We start from the raw sequence: 16478 nt of genomic DNA on the forward strand, positions 1-16478 counted from the left end.
TGGGTACGGACTAAAGCGGGGGAGTGGCGTGCGGGTGGTGCCGCACGACGGCGTCAGCCCCGGCGGCACCGCTCACGAAGCTCTGCGAGGATCGCCTTCTCACGGGAGTCGACGTCACCGTCCACGGTGGCCACTCGCTCCGCCGCGTCGAGGACATCGCTGAGATCGCCCGGCTCGGCGTTCACGCGCTTCCACACCTCGGCGGGGTCGATGTCGACGACGTTCGCGAGCTTCTCGTCGACCACCTCGTGCCGTTCCCGGACCAGCCGCACCAGATGCCGCATCAGCAGCGCCTCGTCGTCCGCGATGTTGGCCTTCGCGTTCGCCCTGAGCACGAGCCACGCGACCCACAGCATCAACTGCGGGTGGCGACTGCGCTCGCTGATTCCCTCGGCGATCTCGATCACCCGCGCCTCGTTCCGGAACACGGCCCGCGCGTGGCGGCCGGCGAGGAGGGTGGTGTAGCGGTTCAGCAGAACGGCGAGGGGGACACCGACCAGGGGGATGCCGATCTTGATGACGTTGCGCTGCAGGAGGTGCCTCCCGACGACGGGGAGCGCCCTTCCGGCGGTGAGCGCCGATCCTGAGTAGAAGCGCTTGACCAACGGTCGCACCAGGGCCGGGACCGCCTTGACCACGGTCTTGTTGGCCGCTTCCCCGCTCTTGATCGTGAAGGCCACGCGGATGAGCTTCCACAGATCCTCGGGGTCGTGCACGTCGAGCGGGACCCGGTAGAGCACGGAGACGTCGTAGGCCAAGCGCAACTGGAGCTGGGTGAGGAAGGCGACGTCGACCATCATGGTCGCCACGGCCGCGGGGACGGTGGCAGGTGAGGCACCGCCGAGGCTGCCGATCGTGGCGGCGACGGTCGCCGTGTACGCCCCGGCGGAGAGCCCGCCTTCGAGCGCGGCGTACCGGGCTGCCATCTTGATCCGCTGATCCACGATGACGTCCGCGGGCACACCGGCGTACCGGTCCTGGAAGTACTGCCAGTCCACCTTCTGGGTGTACGAGTTCATGGCGTGGGCGGCGAGCTTGTTGAACCAGTTGCCCGACTTGATGTCGTCCGCGCTCAAGCCCTTGACGAAGTCCTTGATCTCGGCCTGCTCTTGCTCGACGACCTTCCGGTCGGCGGCGTCGTCGGCTTCGTCCGTTTCGGTGTCGGCAGCGTGCGTTGGTGCGTCTGTCATGGCGTGTGCCCCCAGGCTGTTCCGCGGCCGGTTGAGCTGCGGGGGGCGGGCACCCCGGCTGCCGTCGCCGCGAGTTGATGCGGCGAGCGGTCCAACGGCCGCTCTGTCCTCCCCTTGAGGCGCAACCTTAACGCTTTGGGAGGCGATCGGTGCCGTGGTGGATCACACTGGTGCGCGTGTACAGGCGGAGGCTGTACAGGGGGGCGGACGCTCGTACGCGGTGCGGGGGGATTTGCGCGGAGTGAGGCCATGGAGACGCTGCGTATCCCTACAGTGTGCTGTGAGTGACGGACGGGTGCGGCGCCTGCGGCGGGACGAGGGGCGGGCGGGTGCTTCCCGGCGGGTGGGTGAGGTGAGGTCACCATGGCGGCGCACGAGGAGAGCGAGGCGGGCATCCTCCGGTGCTTCGGGCAGCAGGTGCGGTTGCTGAGGACGAGCCGGGGGCTGACGCGGGCGGAGTTGGGCGTGAAGCTCGGGTACGGCGAGGACATGATCGCGTCGGTGGAACTGGGGCGGCGCATCCCGAGGCCCGAGTTCATCGACCGGGCGGATGAGGTGCTGGACGCCGGCGGGCTGCTGGTGGTGATGAAGGAGGAGGTGGCACGAGCGCGGTATCCGGCGTTCTTCCGGGATGCGGCGAAGTTGGAGGCGGAGGCGGTTGAGCTGCATGTGTACGCGAGCAAGGCGGTGCCCGGCCTGTTGCAGACCAAGGAGTACGCGCGAGCGGTGTGCGAGATGTGGCTGCCTCTGCTTGATCCTGAGACTGTCAACCAGCGTGTGGGTTCCCGTCTAGCTCGCCAGGTGATCTTTGACCGCCAGCCGTCCCCCACGATCAGCTTCGTCATCGAGGAGCACGTGCTACGGAGACCGCTCGGTGGGTGGGGCGTCATGCGCGGCCAGTTGGAGGAGGTTCTGCTGCGCGCGCAGCAGCGGAACGTGGTCGTTCAGGTCATGCCTGTCGGTTGCGTGGAACATGCCGCCCTGGACGGGCCGTTCACCCTGTACGAGACGCAGAAGGGCCAGCGACTCGCGTACGTTGAGGCACGTAACGACAGCCGACTCTTCAGTGAGCGGAGGTCGGTGCGCGAGTATGAGGAGCAGTACGGCATCCTGCGTGCTCAGGCCCTGACTCCACGCGAGTCGCTGGGGCTCCTCGAAAAGATGCTGGGAGAGCTATGAACGCGGAAGACGCGACGGGCGGTCAGGTCAATCTGCCCTGGCGCACGAGCAGTTACAGCACTGGGTCGGGCGGCGAGTGCGTCGAGGTCGCCCTGACGGCTGCGGGCGTGCACGTGCGTGACTCGAAGTGCGTGGCGCAGGGTGGGCCAGTGCTGAAGGTCGGCTCGACGGCGTGGGCGGCGTTGCTTGAGGCGACGTGAGGTTTACGGCTACCTGCGACGGTCGGCGCTTCCTTCAAGGAAGCGCCGACCGTCCTTATGAGGAACGTACTCAGGCCTCACGGTTCCCTGGCGGAGTCCAGCGCCCTGCGGCGATCTCCTTGTCCAAGCGAGCTTGGAAGTGGGCGTGCGCGGCGCGCATCTCGGCCTCGCGGTCTGCCTTGTAGAAGGGGGCGGTGTAGCCGGCGGGCGGTGGGGTGTGATCCGGATCTTTCAGGTGGGCCAACAGGTCGATGTAGTCCTGCTTGGTTTGACCGTATCCGTAGGCGTGGAATTCACCCGAAATCTTTCGGCCGTTGGCATCGAAGTAAGTTACTGAATCGAAGTCGTACAGCTGTGGATAGCGTGACTTGAAGATCGCCACGAGCTGGTCGGCGGTGATCCCGAGCCAGACTGAGACGAGAGCGTCGAGCTCTACGCTAGCGGCGCGGCGTTCATGCTCGGTGCGGAGTGGGGTGGTATATGTCCAGGTCGGGTTGAGGCTGGCGGCGAGGGGTTTCAGGTGGGGCCAGCTTGGATTGGCCCAGTCCTCGTAGCCCGCCCAGCTAGGGTCGAACAGTTCCTCCCAGAGAGGGGCGTAGTGGATGGTGAGAGCGTTCAGGCGAAGGGTACGGAGAAGGAGGGCAGGGCTTAGGGGATGCGCCGGGTCGGGAGCCGGCATTTTGCGAGCGTCTCCACTAAGCAGGTTTGAGCGGCCTGTGACGCGCAGCAGATAGTCGAGAGGCAGTGATGCCCAGAAACCTGCGTTCAAGGCGGTGAGGAGGTTATTATCCAGGGCAGTTGAATTCACGCCATCGATATGGGTAGGGCCCGGGGGAATGAGGGCTGCGTGGAGGCTTAGGGTGGAGTTGTAGGCAATCATTCTCCGCCATGCAAGCCGAAAGAAGCGACTGTAAGGCTCGCCGCGCCAGGAGTCCTGGGCCTCCAGATATGTCTTCTTATCTGTGGCTCGCACATAGTTGGTCACAGGGGTAAACGATTCGTGTAGCGCGGTTGGCGGGAGCAAGCTCCAATCCTGGATGCTGCGGCATGGGATTCTTGGCTCTTTCGAGAAGGGGTGCGCCGAGGCGAAATGCGGGCCTTGAAGGATGACATCTGATAGCTCAGGCACGGTTTGGTTGGCCCAGCGGATCAGCCCGTCTTTCTTGGCGCCAGACTCGTGGTAGCCGCTAGAGATCATTGGCTGGTAGTCGGCCAGACTCTTGCTATAGGTAGCCAGCGCTTCGATTGCACCTTGCTCACCAACAAGGACCGGATAGAGAAGGGGAGCCTGCTCCACCCCGCCCGTTGAACCCTTCAGAGAGTGCCAACTGGTCAGTCGTGCGGTGTCCACATGCACTACGCGGTCACGGTGCGGCCGGATATCCCATGAGCCGTGATGTCTGATGCCAGGCGCTGTGCCCTTTCCGTCATGGGCGAGTGAATCGGGTAGGACTTCGGCGCTGCGGAGCTCGCTGACGTGTAGAAAGTCAGGCTCCTGCGGCTCCCCGTAGACGTGCATCCCAAATGCCCGAGAGTCAGTGAGGTCTTCGAAGGCCCAGTACGCCGAGTTCACGAAATGCGCGTGTACCCGAAGGTGCCGATAAGCGGCAGCCCGTATGGCACCCTCTCGCACACCCCCGAAGTGCGTGTCAGGGTGGATCATCCCCGCGCTGCCCTGCGGCGCGATCTGTTGCCACACCCGAGTCATGAAGGCTCTGTACAAGTCCCCCTGCGTACCGACGAGGAGCGGATATGCGGCCGGGCTCCCCAACACGGCAGCGGCCCCCGCATGTGCTGCCAGCTCATCGAGAAGGAATCCTTGAGCGGCTGCGCTCGCGCCTAGCACATCTTCCTTGCGAAGCCGCCACTCCGCTGTACCTGGCTTCTCCGCCAGTACAAACCATGGCTCCAGCTCTGCTAGGACCAAATCCTCCTGCCACCGCGGCCGAACCCAAGGCGGATTCCCCACCTGCAGGTCAAACCCGCCCCGCATCCCGAAGACCTGCCCGAACTCCAGCTCCCAGTGAAAGAACCCCTGCCGCTCAGCCACATCCCGTGCAACCCCCGCCCACGGATACCGCGACTCCAGCGAGTAGAACCGCTCCATGCCCATCCACTCGGGCAGCTCGTCCTCGTACCGCTCAAGCTCATCGAGCGTGTCGAACTGAGCCACCAGCGAGTCCTCCGGTACCCCCTGCGTACCGAGCAGCGACTCCGCGAAGTCCAGCCAGTCGTCCAGCGAGGCCAGCGGGATCACCGGGCGTCGCTCGCCCCGGATCTGGCCCTTGCGGCTGCCGCCCCGCCCGCTCTTCGACTTGACCTCGACGACCTCGACCCCGCCGAACAGGTCCTCCGTCTCATACGTCTCCCGCGTGGGCGCACCCGACTGGCCCGGAACCTGAACCGAAGCCGGGGCCGACGGCACGACCCACTCGCCCGACTGCGACGCGACCTCCGCCGCCCGCGCATACGCCTCATGCGAACCGTCCAGCAGCGTAGCCTCCTGCACCGGCCAGAACCACAGCGCGCACCACGCGTCCATCAGGGTCTTCAGTCGCCAGTACGGCGTGTCGACGGCCTCCAGGTCCGCCTTGACCTTCTCCCTCGGCACCGCGACCTCGGGCGAGCGCAGCCAGCCGTCCTCAGCGCCCCAGACATCGATCCGTCGCGAGATCTCCCGCTCGGAGATCTCCAGCCGGCGCACGACCAGCCCCCACAGGTACTCCGCCCGCCGGGCCAGCCCCTGCAACCGCTTGGTCTGCGTGGCGTTCGGCGACTTCGTGATCGCCTTCCTCCACGCCGCGAGCGCCTTCGCCTGCGCCGGGGCCAGCGCCTTGGCCTCCTTCTCGGCCGCGACCGCGCCCCACTCCTTCGCCGGGAGCAGGAAGTGGTGCACCGCCCCCTCGGGCAGCGCAGCCCCCGCCAGCGCCTCCGACAGCGGGAAGCGTTCCGGAGTCGTACCCAGCCAACCGCCCTTCTTCAGACGCTCAGCCGAGTAGATCTCCCTGCGCCCGCCGATCAGAGAGTTGCCGCGCCGCAGGTGCAGCCCGAACCACGGCGCCTCCATCCCCGGATGCATCGTGTTCAGCCACAGCGAGACCTCCGCCAGCTCCACTGCAGTGTCGTTGAGGTCGACGCCGTAGGAGTTGTGCAGCGCGATGTACGCCTTGGCCTTCTGCAGCTCGACCGCGTACTTCTCCGTGTCAATGGCAACGCCCAGTTCCTCCTGCCGGCGCCGCAGGTACTCCGCCGCGACCTGGTTGATCGCCTCGTTGAGGAACGCGCCCGAGCCGAGCGCCGGCTCGCAGATCTTCCAGTCCAGCAGCTCGCGGGCCTCGGTCTTCGTACCCTCCTGATCCAGGCGGTGCTGCAACGCGAGCTGGACGGTGACCCGGGTCAGCGACTCCGGCGTGTAGTACGACGCCGAGGTCTGGCGGTCACGCCCCGACAGGCGGTACACGAAGGCGCCCGGCGCGTACCGTACGCGCCGCTCCTCGCCTGTGTCCTCGTCCTTGTGGCGGACGAACACCTCGTCCGGGTACTCGTCGGCCTTGGTCGCCGGGATCAGCCACGAGCCGTCCTTCGGGTCGCCGTTCTTCGCGACCTCGTACAGCTCCTCGCCCGCGACGAAGCCCGAGTACGACATCAGGCCCTCGTACACGGCGCCGAGCTGGTTGATGCCGAGCTGGGCGTAGGAGATGAAGCCGCCGCGCTCGCGCTTCTTGCCGCGCGTCAGCATCAGCAGGCGCAGCACCCGGTACAGCGTCTCGTTGCGCAGGCGGGTGTCGATGAAGCGCTCCCCGCCCTCGGCGCCTGCCTCGGCCTCACTGTCGGCGCGCGGGTCCGGAACCGCGTTCCGCCCGATCAGCCGGATCGCGTCCGGCTCGAACAGCTTGGAGTGCAGCGGCTCGAAGCGGAGGCCCAGGTCCTCCGACGTCTTCTCGGTCACCGTCTCCGCCGGCTCCGCGTCCACCCCGTGCGTACGGCGCGGGCGGTAGCCCTCCTGGACCTTGCGGAAGAGGAGGTCGAGCGACTCGTACAGGTAGAAGCCCTTCCGGGACTTCTCGTCCACGAGGTCCCGCTCGGCGATCAGCTCGCCGAGGCGGCCCAGGCCGTAGCCCATCTGGTACTCGGGGTAGTCCGAGGGCAGGATGCCCAGTTCGGGGCGGGCCTCCGCGTACAGCAGGAACAGGATGCGGTAGAGGTAGCGCAGCGACTCCCGGGTCAACTGGCGGCCCAGCTCCGGGAGTTCCTTGACCTGCTCGGGGCGGACGCCCGCCTCGCGCAGCCGGTCCAGGACCTCGTTGGCGATCAACTCCACGCTCAGCCGCAGGCCGTCCCGCAGCTCACTCGAAACGCCCACCGCGTGCTTCGTCGACTTGTCGACGAGCGTGGCGAGAGGGTTCTCGCCGCCTTCCTCCGGCGTACGCAGCGAGTCCGCGCCGAACAGAGCGGCCACCGTGTCGAGTTCGCCGCCCGCCTTGGTGTCGTTGCGCTCCAGCGCCGTGTCCAGGGACACCGCCAGGTAGCGGCCCTCGCCCCACGCCGCCCGGTCGGCGAGCACGACGACGCCGCCGACCAGCAGCAGCACATAGCGCGGGGCGTCCTCGCACGCGAACAGGAAGGAGGCCAGCTTGGAGCCGGTGGTGATCGTGTGCTGGCCGTCCAGGCGCAGCTCGTCCAGGAGGCGGCCCGCGCCCTCCGGGTCCAGCGCGTCGTCCGGCTCGGCCGACCAGCCGCAGTTCAGGGCGACGAGGTCCTTCTCCGTGTGCGCGACCTTCACCTCGTAAGACTGGTCGGCGCGGACGACGGTGATCGTGCCGGGCTTGGCATCGAAGCCGAGGGCGCGCAGCACTTCCGCGTTGAGGGCGCGGACGCGGTCGCACCACTCGGGGGCGTCGTACGTCACGGCGTCGTCGCCGGTCGCCGCTCGCTCCTCGTCCATCGTGAAGTAGGAGCGCGCCGCGAAGTAGGGGCGGCGCAGTGCCCGCAGGCCCGCGCGCGGGGTGACCGGCAGTGCACCCTCGGGGCGCTCGGTGCCGGCAGCGTCCTCCTCGCGCTGCTTCCACTCGGCGAGCAGGCCGGACTTGAGGTCCTTGGGGAGGACCTCGGCGAGGTAGTGCGCGGAGAAGTAGTCGCCGCGGTTGACCAGGGAGTCGAACGTCATCGTGGTGAACCTCAGGTGATGAGTCAGGCGGCGTGGGCCGGGGCGAGGACGGCGAGGACGCGGAGCATCGGGCGGCCCGTGGTGAGGAGGGAGTCCGCGAGGGAGGCGAGTCGTTCGCGAGTGCCGGTGGGCGCGGAGCCGCCGCCCGTCAGCGTCGGCTGCTCCCAGTCGCCCAGGCGGGTCTTGTACTCCTCGATGGGCGCCCGCAGCGGCTCGTCCCAGGCCTCGCGGTGCTGCTCCAGGAATGCCTCCGCGGTGTCCAGGACGCCGGGGATCGCCTCGGCGAGGCGGGTCGTGTCGTGTGCGAGGCCCGGGTTCGCCATCGTCGGGCCGACCTTCGCGCGGCGCAGGACGGCCACCATGTCGTCGTCTACCTCGCCGTCCTCGGTCACCGCCATCCACTTGACGACGGTCGGGCGGCCGAGCGCGTTGGAGTAGATGCCCTGCACGAGGTACGTGGGACCGGACACGTCTGCGGTCAGTACTGGCGCCTCCTGGCGGTCCAGGCGGACCAGGACCTTGTCCGTGAGCCACTCCATGACCGGGTGCAGGTCGGTCAGCAGGGAGATGTCCGGCCAGCTGGACGTCGCGGAGGCGCGGGCGCGCGTGAGGCTGTGGTCGGCGAGCCGCCGGTTGAAGGTGACCTTCAGACGGTCGCGCAGGCCCTGCTCGCGGACGTAGTCCGGGGGCAGCGCCTTGAGGCGGTGGACCAGGTCGGACGGCGGGACGAAGGAGAGCAGGCCGGTCTCCGGGTCGACGGCGAGGTCCAGGCGGTCGTGCGCGTCCGGGTAGACCTCGCGCAGCGCCTCGTCCAGGAACTCGCGGGCGGAGGCGAACAGCCGGGGCACGTGCGCCGTGGGCACCGCCGTGGTGCCGTCGCCGCCGTCCGTGCCGGTGCCGGCGGTCTCCTCCGGCTCGTCGTTCACGGCACCGAAGAAGTCGGCGAGGAAGTCGTCCATGGCGTCGTCGTCGGTGGCGGCGGCGCCGGTGCCGGGGGAGCGGCGGGTGTCCAGGGACTCGTCGACGGTGCGGCCCCGCAGCAGGTCCTGGATGAGGGACTTCTCCTCGGCCTCCGCCCGGTACAGTCCGGACACCGCCTCCGCCGTGCCCAGCGACTGGTGGGCCTGCGCCTCGCGCTCCAGCAGGCGCTCCGCGACGAGCGTGTCGTCCTTGGCCCCGTCGACCGAGCTGGTGAGGATCAGTGCCCGGAACTGCGGCTCGTGCGCCTGCCCGTAGCGGTCGATGCGGCCGTTGCGCTGCTCGATGCGGATCAGCGACCAGGGCACGTCGTAGTGGATGAGCTGGTGGCATTGGCGGTGCAGGTTGACGCCCTCGGAGGCGACATCACCGGTGAAGAGGATGCGTACTGGGGTGTCCGCGAGGCCGAAGTCCTCCACGCACTGCATCTGCTGCTCGTCCGACAGGCCGCCGTGCATCACACGAGCTGCCTCCTGGGCGGCCTTGCCCTTGAAGCCGAGGGCCTGCGGCACGGTTTTGGCCAGCCACTCCAGGGTCTGCACACGCTCGGAGAAGACCACGACCCGGCTGTCGGACTTCGGGCCCACCCTGATCTCCCGCAGCTGCTCCAGCAGGGCCTGGAACTTGCCCGAGTCCGCCTCCGTCATGCCCGAGGACAGCTCCAGCAGCCGGTGCAGGGCAGCGCGTTCGGCGGCAGTCGACTCGGGGGCGTTCTTCTTCTCCAGCGTCTTGATGCGCGTGGTGACCGTGGCCTTCAGCGCCGCGTGGGAGGAGAGGAAGGACTTCAGCAGCGTGTACGGGAACAGGGGGACGTCACTGACCGACTTCGAACCGTCGGACGGCAGCCAGACCGCGGCCAGTTCCTCGAAGATCCTTTCCTCGGCGGGGGTGGCCGTCACGTGGATCGAGCGGGAGGGACCGCGGTCCGCCCACTGGCCCTTCATCTGCTCCCGCACCTCGGGGCTGACCTTCGTACGCCGGATGAACAGGTGCTTGATGTCCTCGGCCCGGTAGTGCTCCGGGTCGCGGATCGCGGCCGGGTCGAGCAGGGAGATCAGCTCGGCGAAGGAACGGGCGTCACCGTTGTGCGGGGTCGCGGAGGCCAGCAGGAGGGCGTCCGTGTGCGGGGCGAGGGTGCGGGCCAGCTGGTTGCGCAGGGAGCCCTTGTTGATGAGGTTGTGCGACTCGTCGATGACGACGGCGTCCCAGGTGATCCGCTCCAGGTGGTGCTTGTACTGGTCGGTGTTCTTCAGCGTGTCGATGGAGACGATGACCCGCTTGAAGTACGTGAACGGGTTGCGGCCGGCGGGGATCTCCCGCTGGATCCGCTCGATGCCCACCGAGTCCAGGCGCACCAGCGGGATCGCGAACCGCGTCCACAACTCGTGCTGGAACTGCTCCAGGACGTGCTGCGGGGTGACGACGAGGATGCGTTCGCCTCGGCCGCGGCGGATCAGCTCGGCGAGGGTGAGGCCGATCTCCAGGGTCTTGCCGAGGCCGACGACGTCCGCGATGAGCAGGCGCGGGCGCAGGTTGCGGCCCGACAGGGCGAGTTGCGCGGGACGCTGCTGGTAGGGGAGCGAGTCGAGGAGGAAGGAGTCCGCGAGCGCCAGGCCGCGCTCGGCCTGCGGCAGCGGCGTCTTGCGCAGGACCGCCTCCAGGAAGAGGCGCGAGCGGCGGAAGTTCGGCGAGTCGTCCCGCACCAGGCGGGTCCGCCTCGGGTCGAGCAGTTCGATCCGGTCAAGGCCGGTGAAGAACACCGCCTCCTGGTCGCGTACGAAGTCCGACGCGCCGACGGCCTCGACGCGGACCCCGTCGTGCTCGGTCCGCGTCGAGTTGCGCACCAGCCACACCTCGTCGCGTACGAGGATCTGGGCGCCCGGCGGGAACTGGGCGTCCTCGGCGCTCGTCGCGGGAGCGGTGCTCAAGTCGGCGGTCACGCGGGTGCCTCCTGGGCGTTCGTGTTCATACGGTGGTCATGTCCTGTCCCGTTGCGGCCGGTGGGGTCACGGTCGCGCGGGCGGGACGTGGGGCCGGCGGGAGTGGCCGTGCGGTTCGGCACCGCCGGTCGGTTGCCGGGCTCAGAACGGAGCCTTCGCCGCATACGCGGTACGGAGACGCTCTGCCGTCCTGCGGGCCTGTGCGGAGTGCCGCAGCGTTTGTGTGCCCTCCTTGGGCCGCCTGGACGCCGTGGGCGGGCGGCCCGGCGCCGGCTGCTCATGCCGGGAGCCGTCGGAGTGGTCCCGAGGGGCGGCAGGCAGAGCACCGGGAGAGTCAGGCATCGAAGGCTCGGCGGGGTCGGGGGTCTCGACCAGAGTGGGGGAGATCGCCGGCGCGTCGGACGGGCGCGGCGTTTCCAGGTCGGCCGGGATGATCTCCGTTGCCGGCGTGTCACTCGCGGGGGCGGGCCACGGGAGAGTGGGGGCGGCGTCGGCGGATGCCGCCTTGTGCCGTTGCCCCGCCGTGTGCGCGGTGAGCCTGCGCCTCGCCTGGGCGATCTTCATGCCCTGGGCCTCGATCACCGCGCGGCACTGCTGCACCACATCGGTCAGCGACGGCCGGTCCTCGGCGCTCTTGGCGAGCATGCCGGTCAGGAGCGGCAGCAGCTCGCTCGGCACACCGGACAGATCCGGCGCCGTGCCGGGGTCCGTGACGAGGTGGAACACCATGTACGGGGTGGCCGCCTCATGCGGATAGTGCCCTGTCACGGCGAAGAGCAGCAGCGCGCCCAGCGCGTACACGTCCACGGCCGCCGTCAGCGGCTTCACACCCGCGGCCTGCTCCGGAGCCATGCAGATCGGGGTGCCGACGACCTGATGGGGGGCGGTGAGGGAGATGGTCGACTCGGTGAACGCGGCCAGGCCGAAGTCGATGATCTTCGGGCCGTTCGGTCCGAGCAGGACGTTGGCGGGCTTGAGGTCACGGTGGAGCAGGCCCTGGGTGTGCACGGCCGACAGCGCCTCGGCGAGGATCGCGCCGAGCGCCGCGGTGAGGACGGACGGCAGCGGTCCGTGCGTACGGACGTGCCGCGCGAGGTCCGGGCCGTCCACGTACTCCGTGGCCAGCCATGGTTGCTCGGCCTCCGCGTCGGCTCCCAGGAAGGCCGCGAGGCGCGGACCCCAGATGGTCTTGAGTACCTCGATCTCCTGCGCGAACCGCTGCCGGGACTCGAAGTCCACGACCGACGGTTTGATCACCTTCACCGCGGCGGGCTCCCCGCCGAGCGACTCACCCAGGAAGACCTGGCCCATACCGCCTTGGCCGATCCGGCCGAGGAGTTCGAAGTCGCCCAGCGAGAGCGGGTCCTCGGGGTTCAGGGGCGTGATCTGCACGTGTGTCCTCGAAACTCGGTCATGGGCGCGCGTCTGACCAGCCGCGATGCGCGCCTGGAGACACCGTAGTGGATGGGCTCGGGGTCAGGAACGGGGATTGCCAGATGGAGATGTCAACCTCTATCCGTGAAGAATCCGTGGAGGGCGTTGGTCCAATTGGGGTGCCACCTATGAAGTCTCATCGCCGGATGGAAGCAGCTGCCCCCCGGTCAGCCCGCCCGTGAGCAGCCGTGCCGTCTCTTGCGCCAGCAGTGTGGCCCGCTGTGCCTCGGCCCGGAGCTCGTGCACGTGCCGGAACGCCGCCCCGTACCGCCGCTGCTCCTCCAGCGGCAGCAGCGGCACGCGCAGCCGGCCCGGGCTGACGGTCAGGACCGTGCTGCCCGTCGACGCGCCCGCGATGTTGTCCTCCGCGCCCAGGAAACCGGCGAGGAACCAGGCGTCCAGGCGGTCCGGGTCCGGCCGGAAGAGGTGAACGTGGGGGCCGAGGAGCGCGCCCGCTTCCTCCTCGCCCGCGACACGGACCATCGAGCCCTCGCCGCCCGCGACCGCACGGACGAGGACATCCCCGACGGCGATCACGGGCGCCGTGTCGCTGCGCAGCTCGGCCGGATCGCCCGTGGGCCCCGACCCACGCGCGATGTCCGAGCCCGTGAGCACCGCGCGGGCACCGGCCGACCCCCCGCTCCCGTCCTCCGCGCGCCCACGCCCAGCCTCGGGCACCGTGCGCAGCAGGGTCAGCGCCCCACCGCGAGCCAGGTCGGACGCGGTCGCCGTACGCCACTCGCGTGCCGTCGCGCCCGCAGCGTCCCAGTTCTCCACTCCGGCCACGCGCGCGAGCGACTTCGCAGCCTTGACGAGATCGCGGCGTGTGGCGTCGACGTCGGCCGACAGTTCCGCCGGATCGATGTCGGCCCGTGATGCCCGTACCAGTCGTGCAGGGGTCAGGTCCACCACGTCGTCCAGCAGGTCGACCACTCCGGCCGCGTGGGCGACGCCGGGTTCGCCCTCGAACGCGTCGGGGTTCTCCGTGAAGGTCCGCCAAGCGCGCAGGGTGCGGGCGGTGATCTCCTCCCAGTCGACCGAGGCCGATCGGCTCCCGCCCCTCGTCCGCGCGGCCACTGCGGCCCCACCGTGCCCGGCCGCTGCCGACGCATCCGTCGCCGTGTCCACGAACAGCACCGACTTGCGCTCGGGGCCGCCCGGCTCGGGCCGCTGCAGCACCCACACCTGGAGTCCGATGTGCAGAGGCACCGACGCGCCCGCCGGCAACGCGATCACCGCGCGCAGTGCCCCGCTGCGTACCAGCTCCGCCCGTACACGACGCCCCGACGCACGGCCGGCCGTGGCCGGCGGCAGCAGCAGGGCCGCGTAGCCGCCTGGAGCCAGGTGGGCGAGGGCGTGCTGCACCCACGCCAGCTCCGACTCGGCGCGAGGCGGCACGCCGTACGCCCAGCGGGGGTCGTACGCCAGCTCGTCGTGGCCCCAGTCCCGGACTCCGTACGGCGGGTTGCACAGCACCGCGTCGGTGAGCAGGTCGGGGAACGCGTCCGCGCGAAGGCTGTCGCCGGCGCGCACGGTGACTTCTGCCTCCGGAGCCGTCAGCATCAGGCTCACGGCGCTGCGCCGGGCCTGTACCGGAAGCGTGTCCTGGCCGTACAGCTTGCGTGCGCCCCGGCGGGCGGCGGCCGCCAGGAGGGTTCCGCTGCCGCAGGCAGGATCGAGTACGCGGGCCGGCGAGCCGGGGATCAGGCCGGCGAGGAGGTCCGCGAGCGGTGCAGGGGTCCGGTAGGCGCCGGACGCCGCGCTCTCCTCCAACTCCCGTTCGGCGAGCACCTCCAGCGCGGCCTGGCTGCCCTCGGCACGTACGCACGCGTACAGCGCGCGCAGCACCGCCGCGTCACCCGCCTCGAAACGGACCGCCTCCCCGCCCGGCACGGAGTCGGTCACCAAGCCGGCGTCACGCTGTGCGCGGGCGGCGAGGTCCGCGTCCGGCAGCTCGGTGACAGCCGTCAGCTCCTCAGGCGAGCGGCCCGCCGCCAGCACGAGGAGCAGCAGGTTCTCCGACGTACGTGCGCCGCTCTGCGCGCGCAGACGCAGGGTGGTGCGCAGTTCCTCCGACGGGTTCGCCGCCGACGTGTGCCCGCGTGAGGCGAGCCAGGCGCGCACGGACTCCAGGTCGTACAGCGGGCTGCTGTCCGTGCCGCCGGACGGGGCGGGGAAGTCCTCGTGCCGGCGGCGCCAATTGCTGACGGTCGCGCGTGTGACCCCTGCGATACGGGAGATCTCTGCGGCGGTGACCTGGGCGGATGGCTGCGGCATGACGGAAGTCCTGAGCCTCTCGGTAGTGGACAGCTAACAAGATACAGCAGCCGTCAACCCCGCATTCCTGTTTGACGGCGCTTTCACGGATGTGCTTACCTATTATCGCTTCCACATGGAAGCATTTGATCGCCGGGGGGAGTTTCATGCGCCTGACCATGCCGACTGCCGTCGTCGAAGGCACTCAGCTGACCGTCATGCCGTTCCGCGAGGACGCCGTCGTCGGAACGATGTCCGTGCCCACGCTCGTCCAGCTCGTGCCGTCGCCGCGTGCCGAGGAGGACCCGCGCCGGCTGAAGGCCGCCTCGGGCCTGGTGCGCCGGCACGCCGAACTGCGGGCCACGGTGCAGCGCACGCTCAAGTCCTCGCAGAAGGGCAAGAACGTCGGCCCGTACGCCGAGTACATCGCCGCGGGCCTCAAGGGCGAGCTCGGCGCCGCCTGGTCCACGCCGCCGGTCACTCTGTGGCACGCCGGACCGCTCGCCGCACTCAGCGACGAACTCGCCCCCGGCAGCGGCCTGCGCACCCTCACCGTCGCGCCGGGCACGATGGTCGTCGCCATCGACGGCGAGACCCAGACCACCGCCTGGCACGACCTGTACGACAATCCGGAGGCGCACGGCCTGACGTACCCGGAACTCGCCCAGGTGCGGCTTCCCTTCGAGATGTACGTCGACCTCTCGCCGGCCGACGCGCGGCAGATCTTCTACGACCGCAACGTCGAGGGCGTGGCCGTCGCGAAGAACCTGGCCATGTCCATGGACCAGCGCGATTTCGGCACCCGGCTCGCGCACATCGTCGCCGACTCCGTGCGGGTCGACATCGATGGGCAGCGCATTCCCTTCGCCCGACTGGTGAACGCCAGCAAGCGCCAGGTGTCGGCGAGCGACCGCGAGGTCGTCACCCTCTCCGCGCTGCGAGCCCTGGTCGTCACCGCGATCTACGGCCGGAACGGACTCCAGCGGTCCGCCGAGTCGCTGCACGAGGACGAACTGCCCACGGGGTACGGGCCCGAGCAGGTGGAATCCGCCGTCGTCCCCATCCTGGGGCAGCTGATCGCCCGCCACGCACGCGACTTCACCGAGCGCAGCGCCATCACCGCGCCCGCCGTCCTCGCCGGCATCGGCATCGCCGTCCACCACACCATGCCGTGGAGCGATCCGGCATCCGCCTTCCGCACGGACGACCTGGTGCGTCTCCTCGACGGCGTCCACTGGGAGCGGGAGGTGAAGTACTGGGACGGGGTCGCCGCCAAGACCGGCACCTCGGGGCGCCTCAACTTCAGCGGAGGTGTCAAGGACTCCGGCGGCCGGGTCGCCGAGGCGATCCTCTACCCCGCTACCGAGGCGGGCCGCAGGATCCGTGGCCTCTGAACCCGTCACGCCCCCACGGTCCGGCCTGCCACCGATGCCTGTTCTGCACGGGCATCACGTCCCCATCCGCGTCGCACCCACACACGAAAAGGAGCGCACCATGACTTTCCACCAGCCGCCGCCGCCCGACCACAGCCCGCAGGGTGTCGGGCCGCTCGGTGCCGGCGCACCCACCGGCCCTGTACTGCCCGCGCGCAAGGGCAGACGGTGGCTCAAGTACGGCGCGGTCGCTCTGGTGTCCTTGTTCATCGGCGTCGGCATCGGCACCAGCGGTGGCTCGGCGGAGCCCGGCGAGGGAACCGCCAGTGCCAAGGCCGCACCCCGCCCCACGGTCACCGTCACCCAGACCGCCGAGGCCGGCACTCCCCGGCCTGCACCGACCGTCACCGAGACCGAGACGGTGACGGCGCAGCCGAAGAAGACGGAGAAGCCCGGTCCGGCGGTCGCCTTCTCCGGCGAGGGCGAGTACTTGGTCGGCCAGGACATCAAGGCCGGCACCTACAAGACGGCCGGACCGGAGAACGAGTTCGGCTGCTACTGGGAGCGGGCCAAGGATGCGAGCGGCGAGTTCGGCTCCATCATCGCCAACAACAACCTCAACGGGCCGGGTCGCGTGACCCTGAACAATGGCGAGTACTTCAAGACCAACCGCTGCCAGGAGTGGAAGCGGGTCGGCTGAGGCCCGGCGTTCCATGTCGCAGCGTGAGCCCAGGACCGATGTCCGTTCCGGAGCCGGCAGT

At 69.5% G+C, this 16478-nt stretch carries 9 protein-coding genes; 4 read left to right on the forward strand and 5 right to left on the reverse strand.

The genetic code is table 11. The features are described 5' to 3' along the window. Window positions 1-53: 53 nt before the first annotated feature. Window positions 54-1190 carry a hypothetical protein gene (locus ACF1AL_RS07805; protein ID WP_391825555.1) on the reverse strand — a complete coding sequence of 379 codons (1137 nt, stop codon included), beginning with the start codon at window positions 1188-1190 and terminating at the stop codon, window positions 54-56. A gap of 363 nt (window positions 1191-1553) precedes the next feature. Here ACF1AL_RS07805 and ACF1AL_RS07810 point away from each other — a divergent pair, with 363 nt between their 5' ends. Next, window positions 1554-2369 (forward strand): Scr1 family TA system antitoxin-like transcriptional regulator, encoded by an 816-nt coding sequence (locus tag ACF1AL_RS07810; RefSeq protein ID WP_391825556.1) that lies wholly within the window; start codon window positions 1554-1556, stop codon window positions 2367-2369. Beyond that, the gene (locus ACF1AL_RS07815; protein WP_391825557.1) at window positions 2366-2569 is read left to right on the forward strand and encodes a DUF397 domain-containing protein; all 204 of its coding nucleotides are present in this window, start codon (window positions 2366-2368) and stop codon (window positions 2567-2569) included. Before ACF1AL_RS07810 ends, ACF1AL_RS07815 begins: the two co-directional genes overlap by 4 nt. A gap of 70 nt (window positions 2570-2639) precedes the next feature. Here ACF1AL_RS07815 and ACF1AL_RS07820 read toward each other — a convergent pair whose 3' ends face one another. From ACF1AL_RS07820 to ACF1AL_RS07835, 4 genes are all read right to left on the reverse strand, one after another. After that, window positions 2640-7736, reverse strand: coding sequence for a class I SAM-dependent DNA methyltransferase (locus ACF1AL_RS07820; protein ID WP_391825558.1), 5097 nt, complete (start codon window positions 7734-7736; stop codon window positions 2640-2642). Between the two features lie 23 nt (window positions 7737-7759). Then, window positions 7760-10654, reverse strand: a complete 2895-nt coding sequence (locus ACF1AL_RS07825; protein WP_391825559.1) for a DEAD/DEAH box helicase — start codon at window positions 10652-10654, stop codon at window positions 7760-7762. A 141-nt stretch (window positions 10655-10795) separates the two neighbouring features. After that, window positions 10796-12046 carry a protein kinase gene (locus tag ACF1AL_RS07830; RefSeq protein ID WP_391825560.1) on the reverse strand — a complete coding sequence of 417 codons (1251 nt, stop codon included), beginning with the start codon at window positions 12044-12046 and terminating at the stop codon, window positions 10796-10798. A 168-nt stretch (window positions 12047-12214) separates the two neighbouring features. Then, complete coding sequence (locus ACF1AL_RS07835) at window positions 12215-14365, reverse strand: N-6 DNA methylase (protein WP_391825561.1); 2151 nt, start codon at window positions 14363-14365, stop codon at window positions 12215-12217. A 146-nt stretch (window positions 14366-14511) separates the two neighbouring features. On the opposite strand from ACF1AL_RS07835, the gene ACF1AL_RS07840 reads away from it, so the two are divergent. Together ACF1AL_RS07840 and ACF1AL_RS07845 are read left to right on the forward strand one after the other, a co-directional pair. Beyond that, window positions 14512-15738, forward strand: a complete 1227-nt coding sequence (locus tag ACF1AL_RS07840; RefSeq protein ID WP_391825562.1) for a hypothetical protein — start codon at window positions 14512-14514, stop codon at window positions 15736-15738. A 100-nt stretch (window positions 15739-15838) separates the two neighbouring features. Beyond that, window positions 15839-16417 (forward strand): hypothetical protein, encoded by a 579-nt coding sequence (locus tag ACF1AL_RS07845; RefSeq protein ID WP_391825563.1) that lies wholly within the window; start codon window positions 15839-15841, stop codon window positions 16415-16417. The last annotated feature ends 61 nt before the right edge of the window (window positions 16418-16478 follow it).

The sequence above is a fragment of the Streptomyces sp. NPDC014801 genome (assembly GCF_043082085.1).
Classification (GTDB): domain Bacteria; phylum Actinomycetota; class Actinomycetes; order Streptomycetales; family Streptomycetaceae; genus Streptomyces.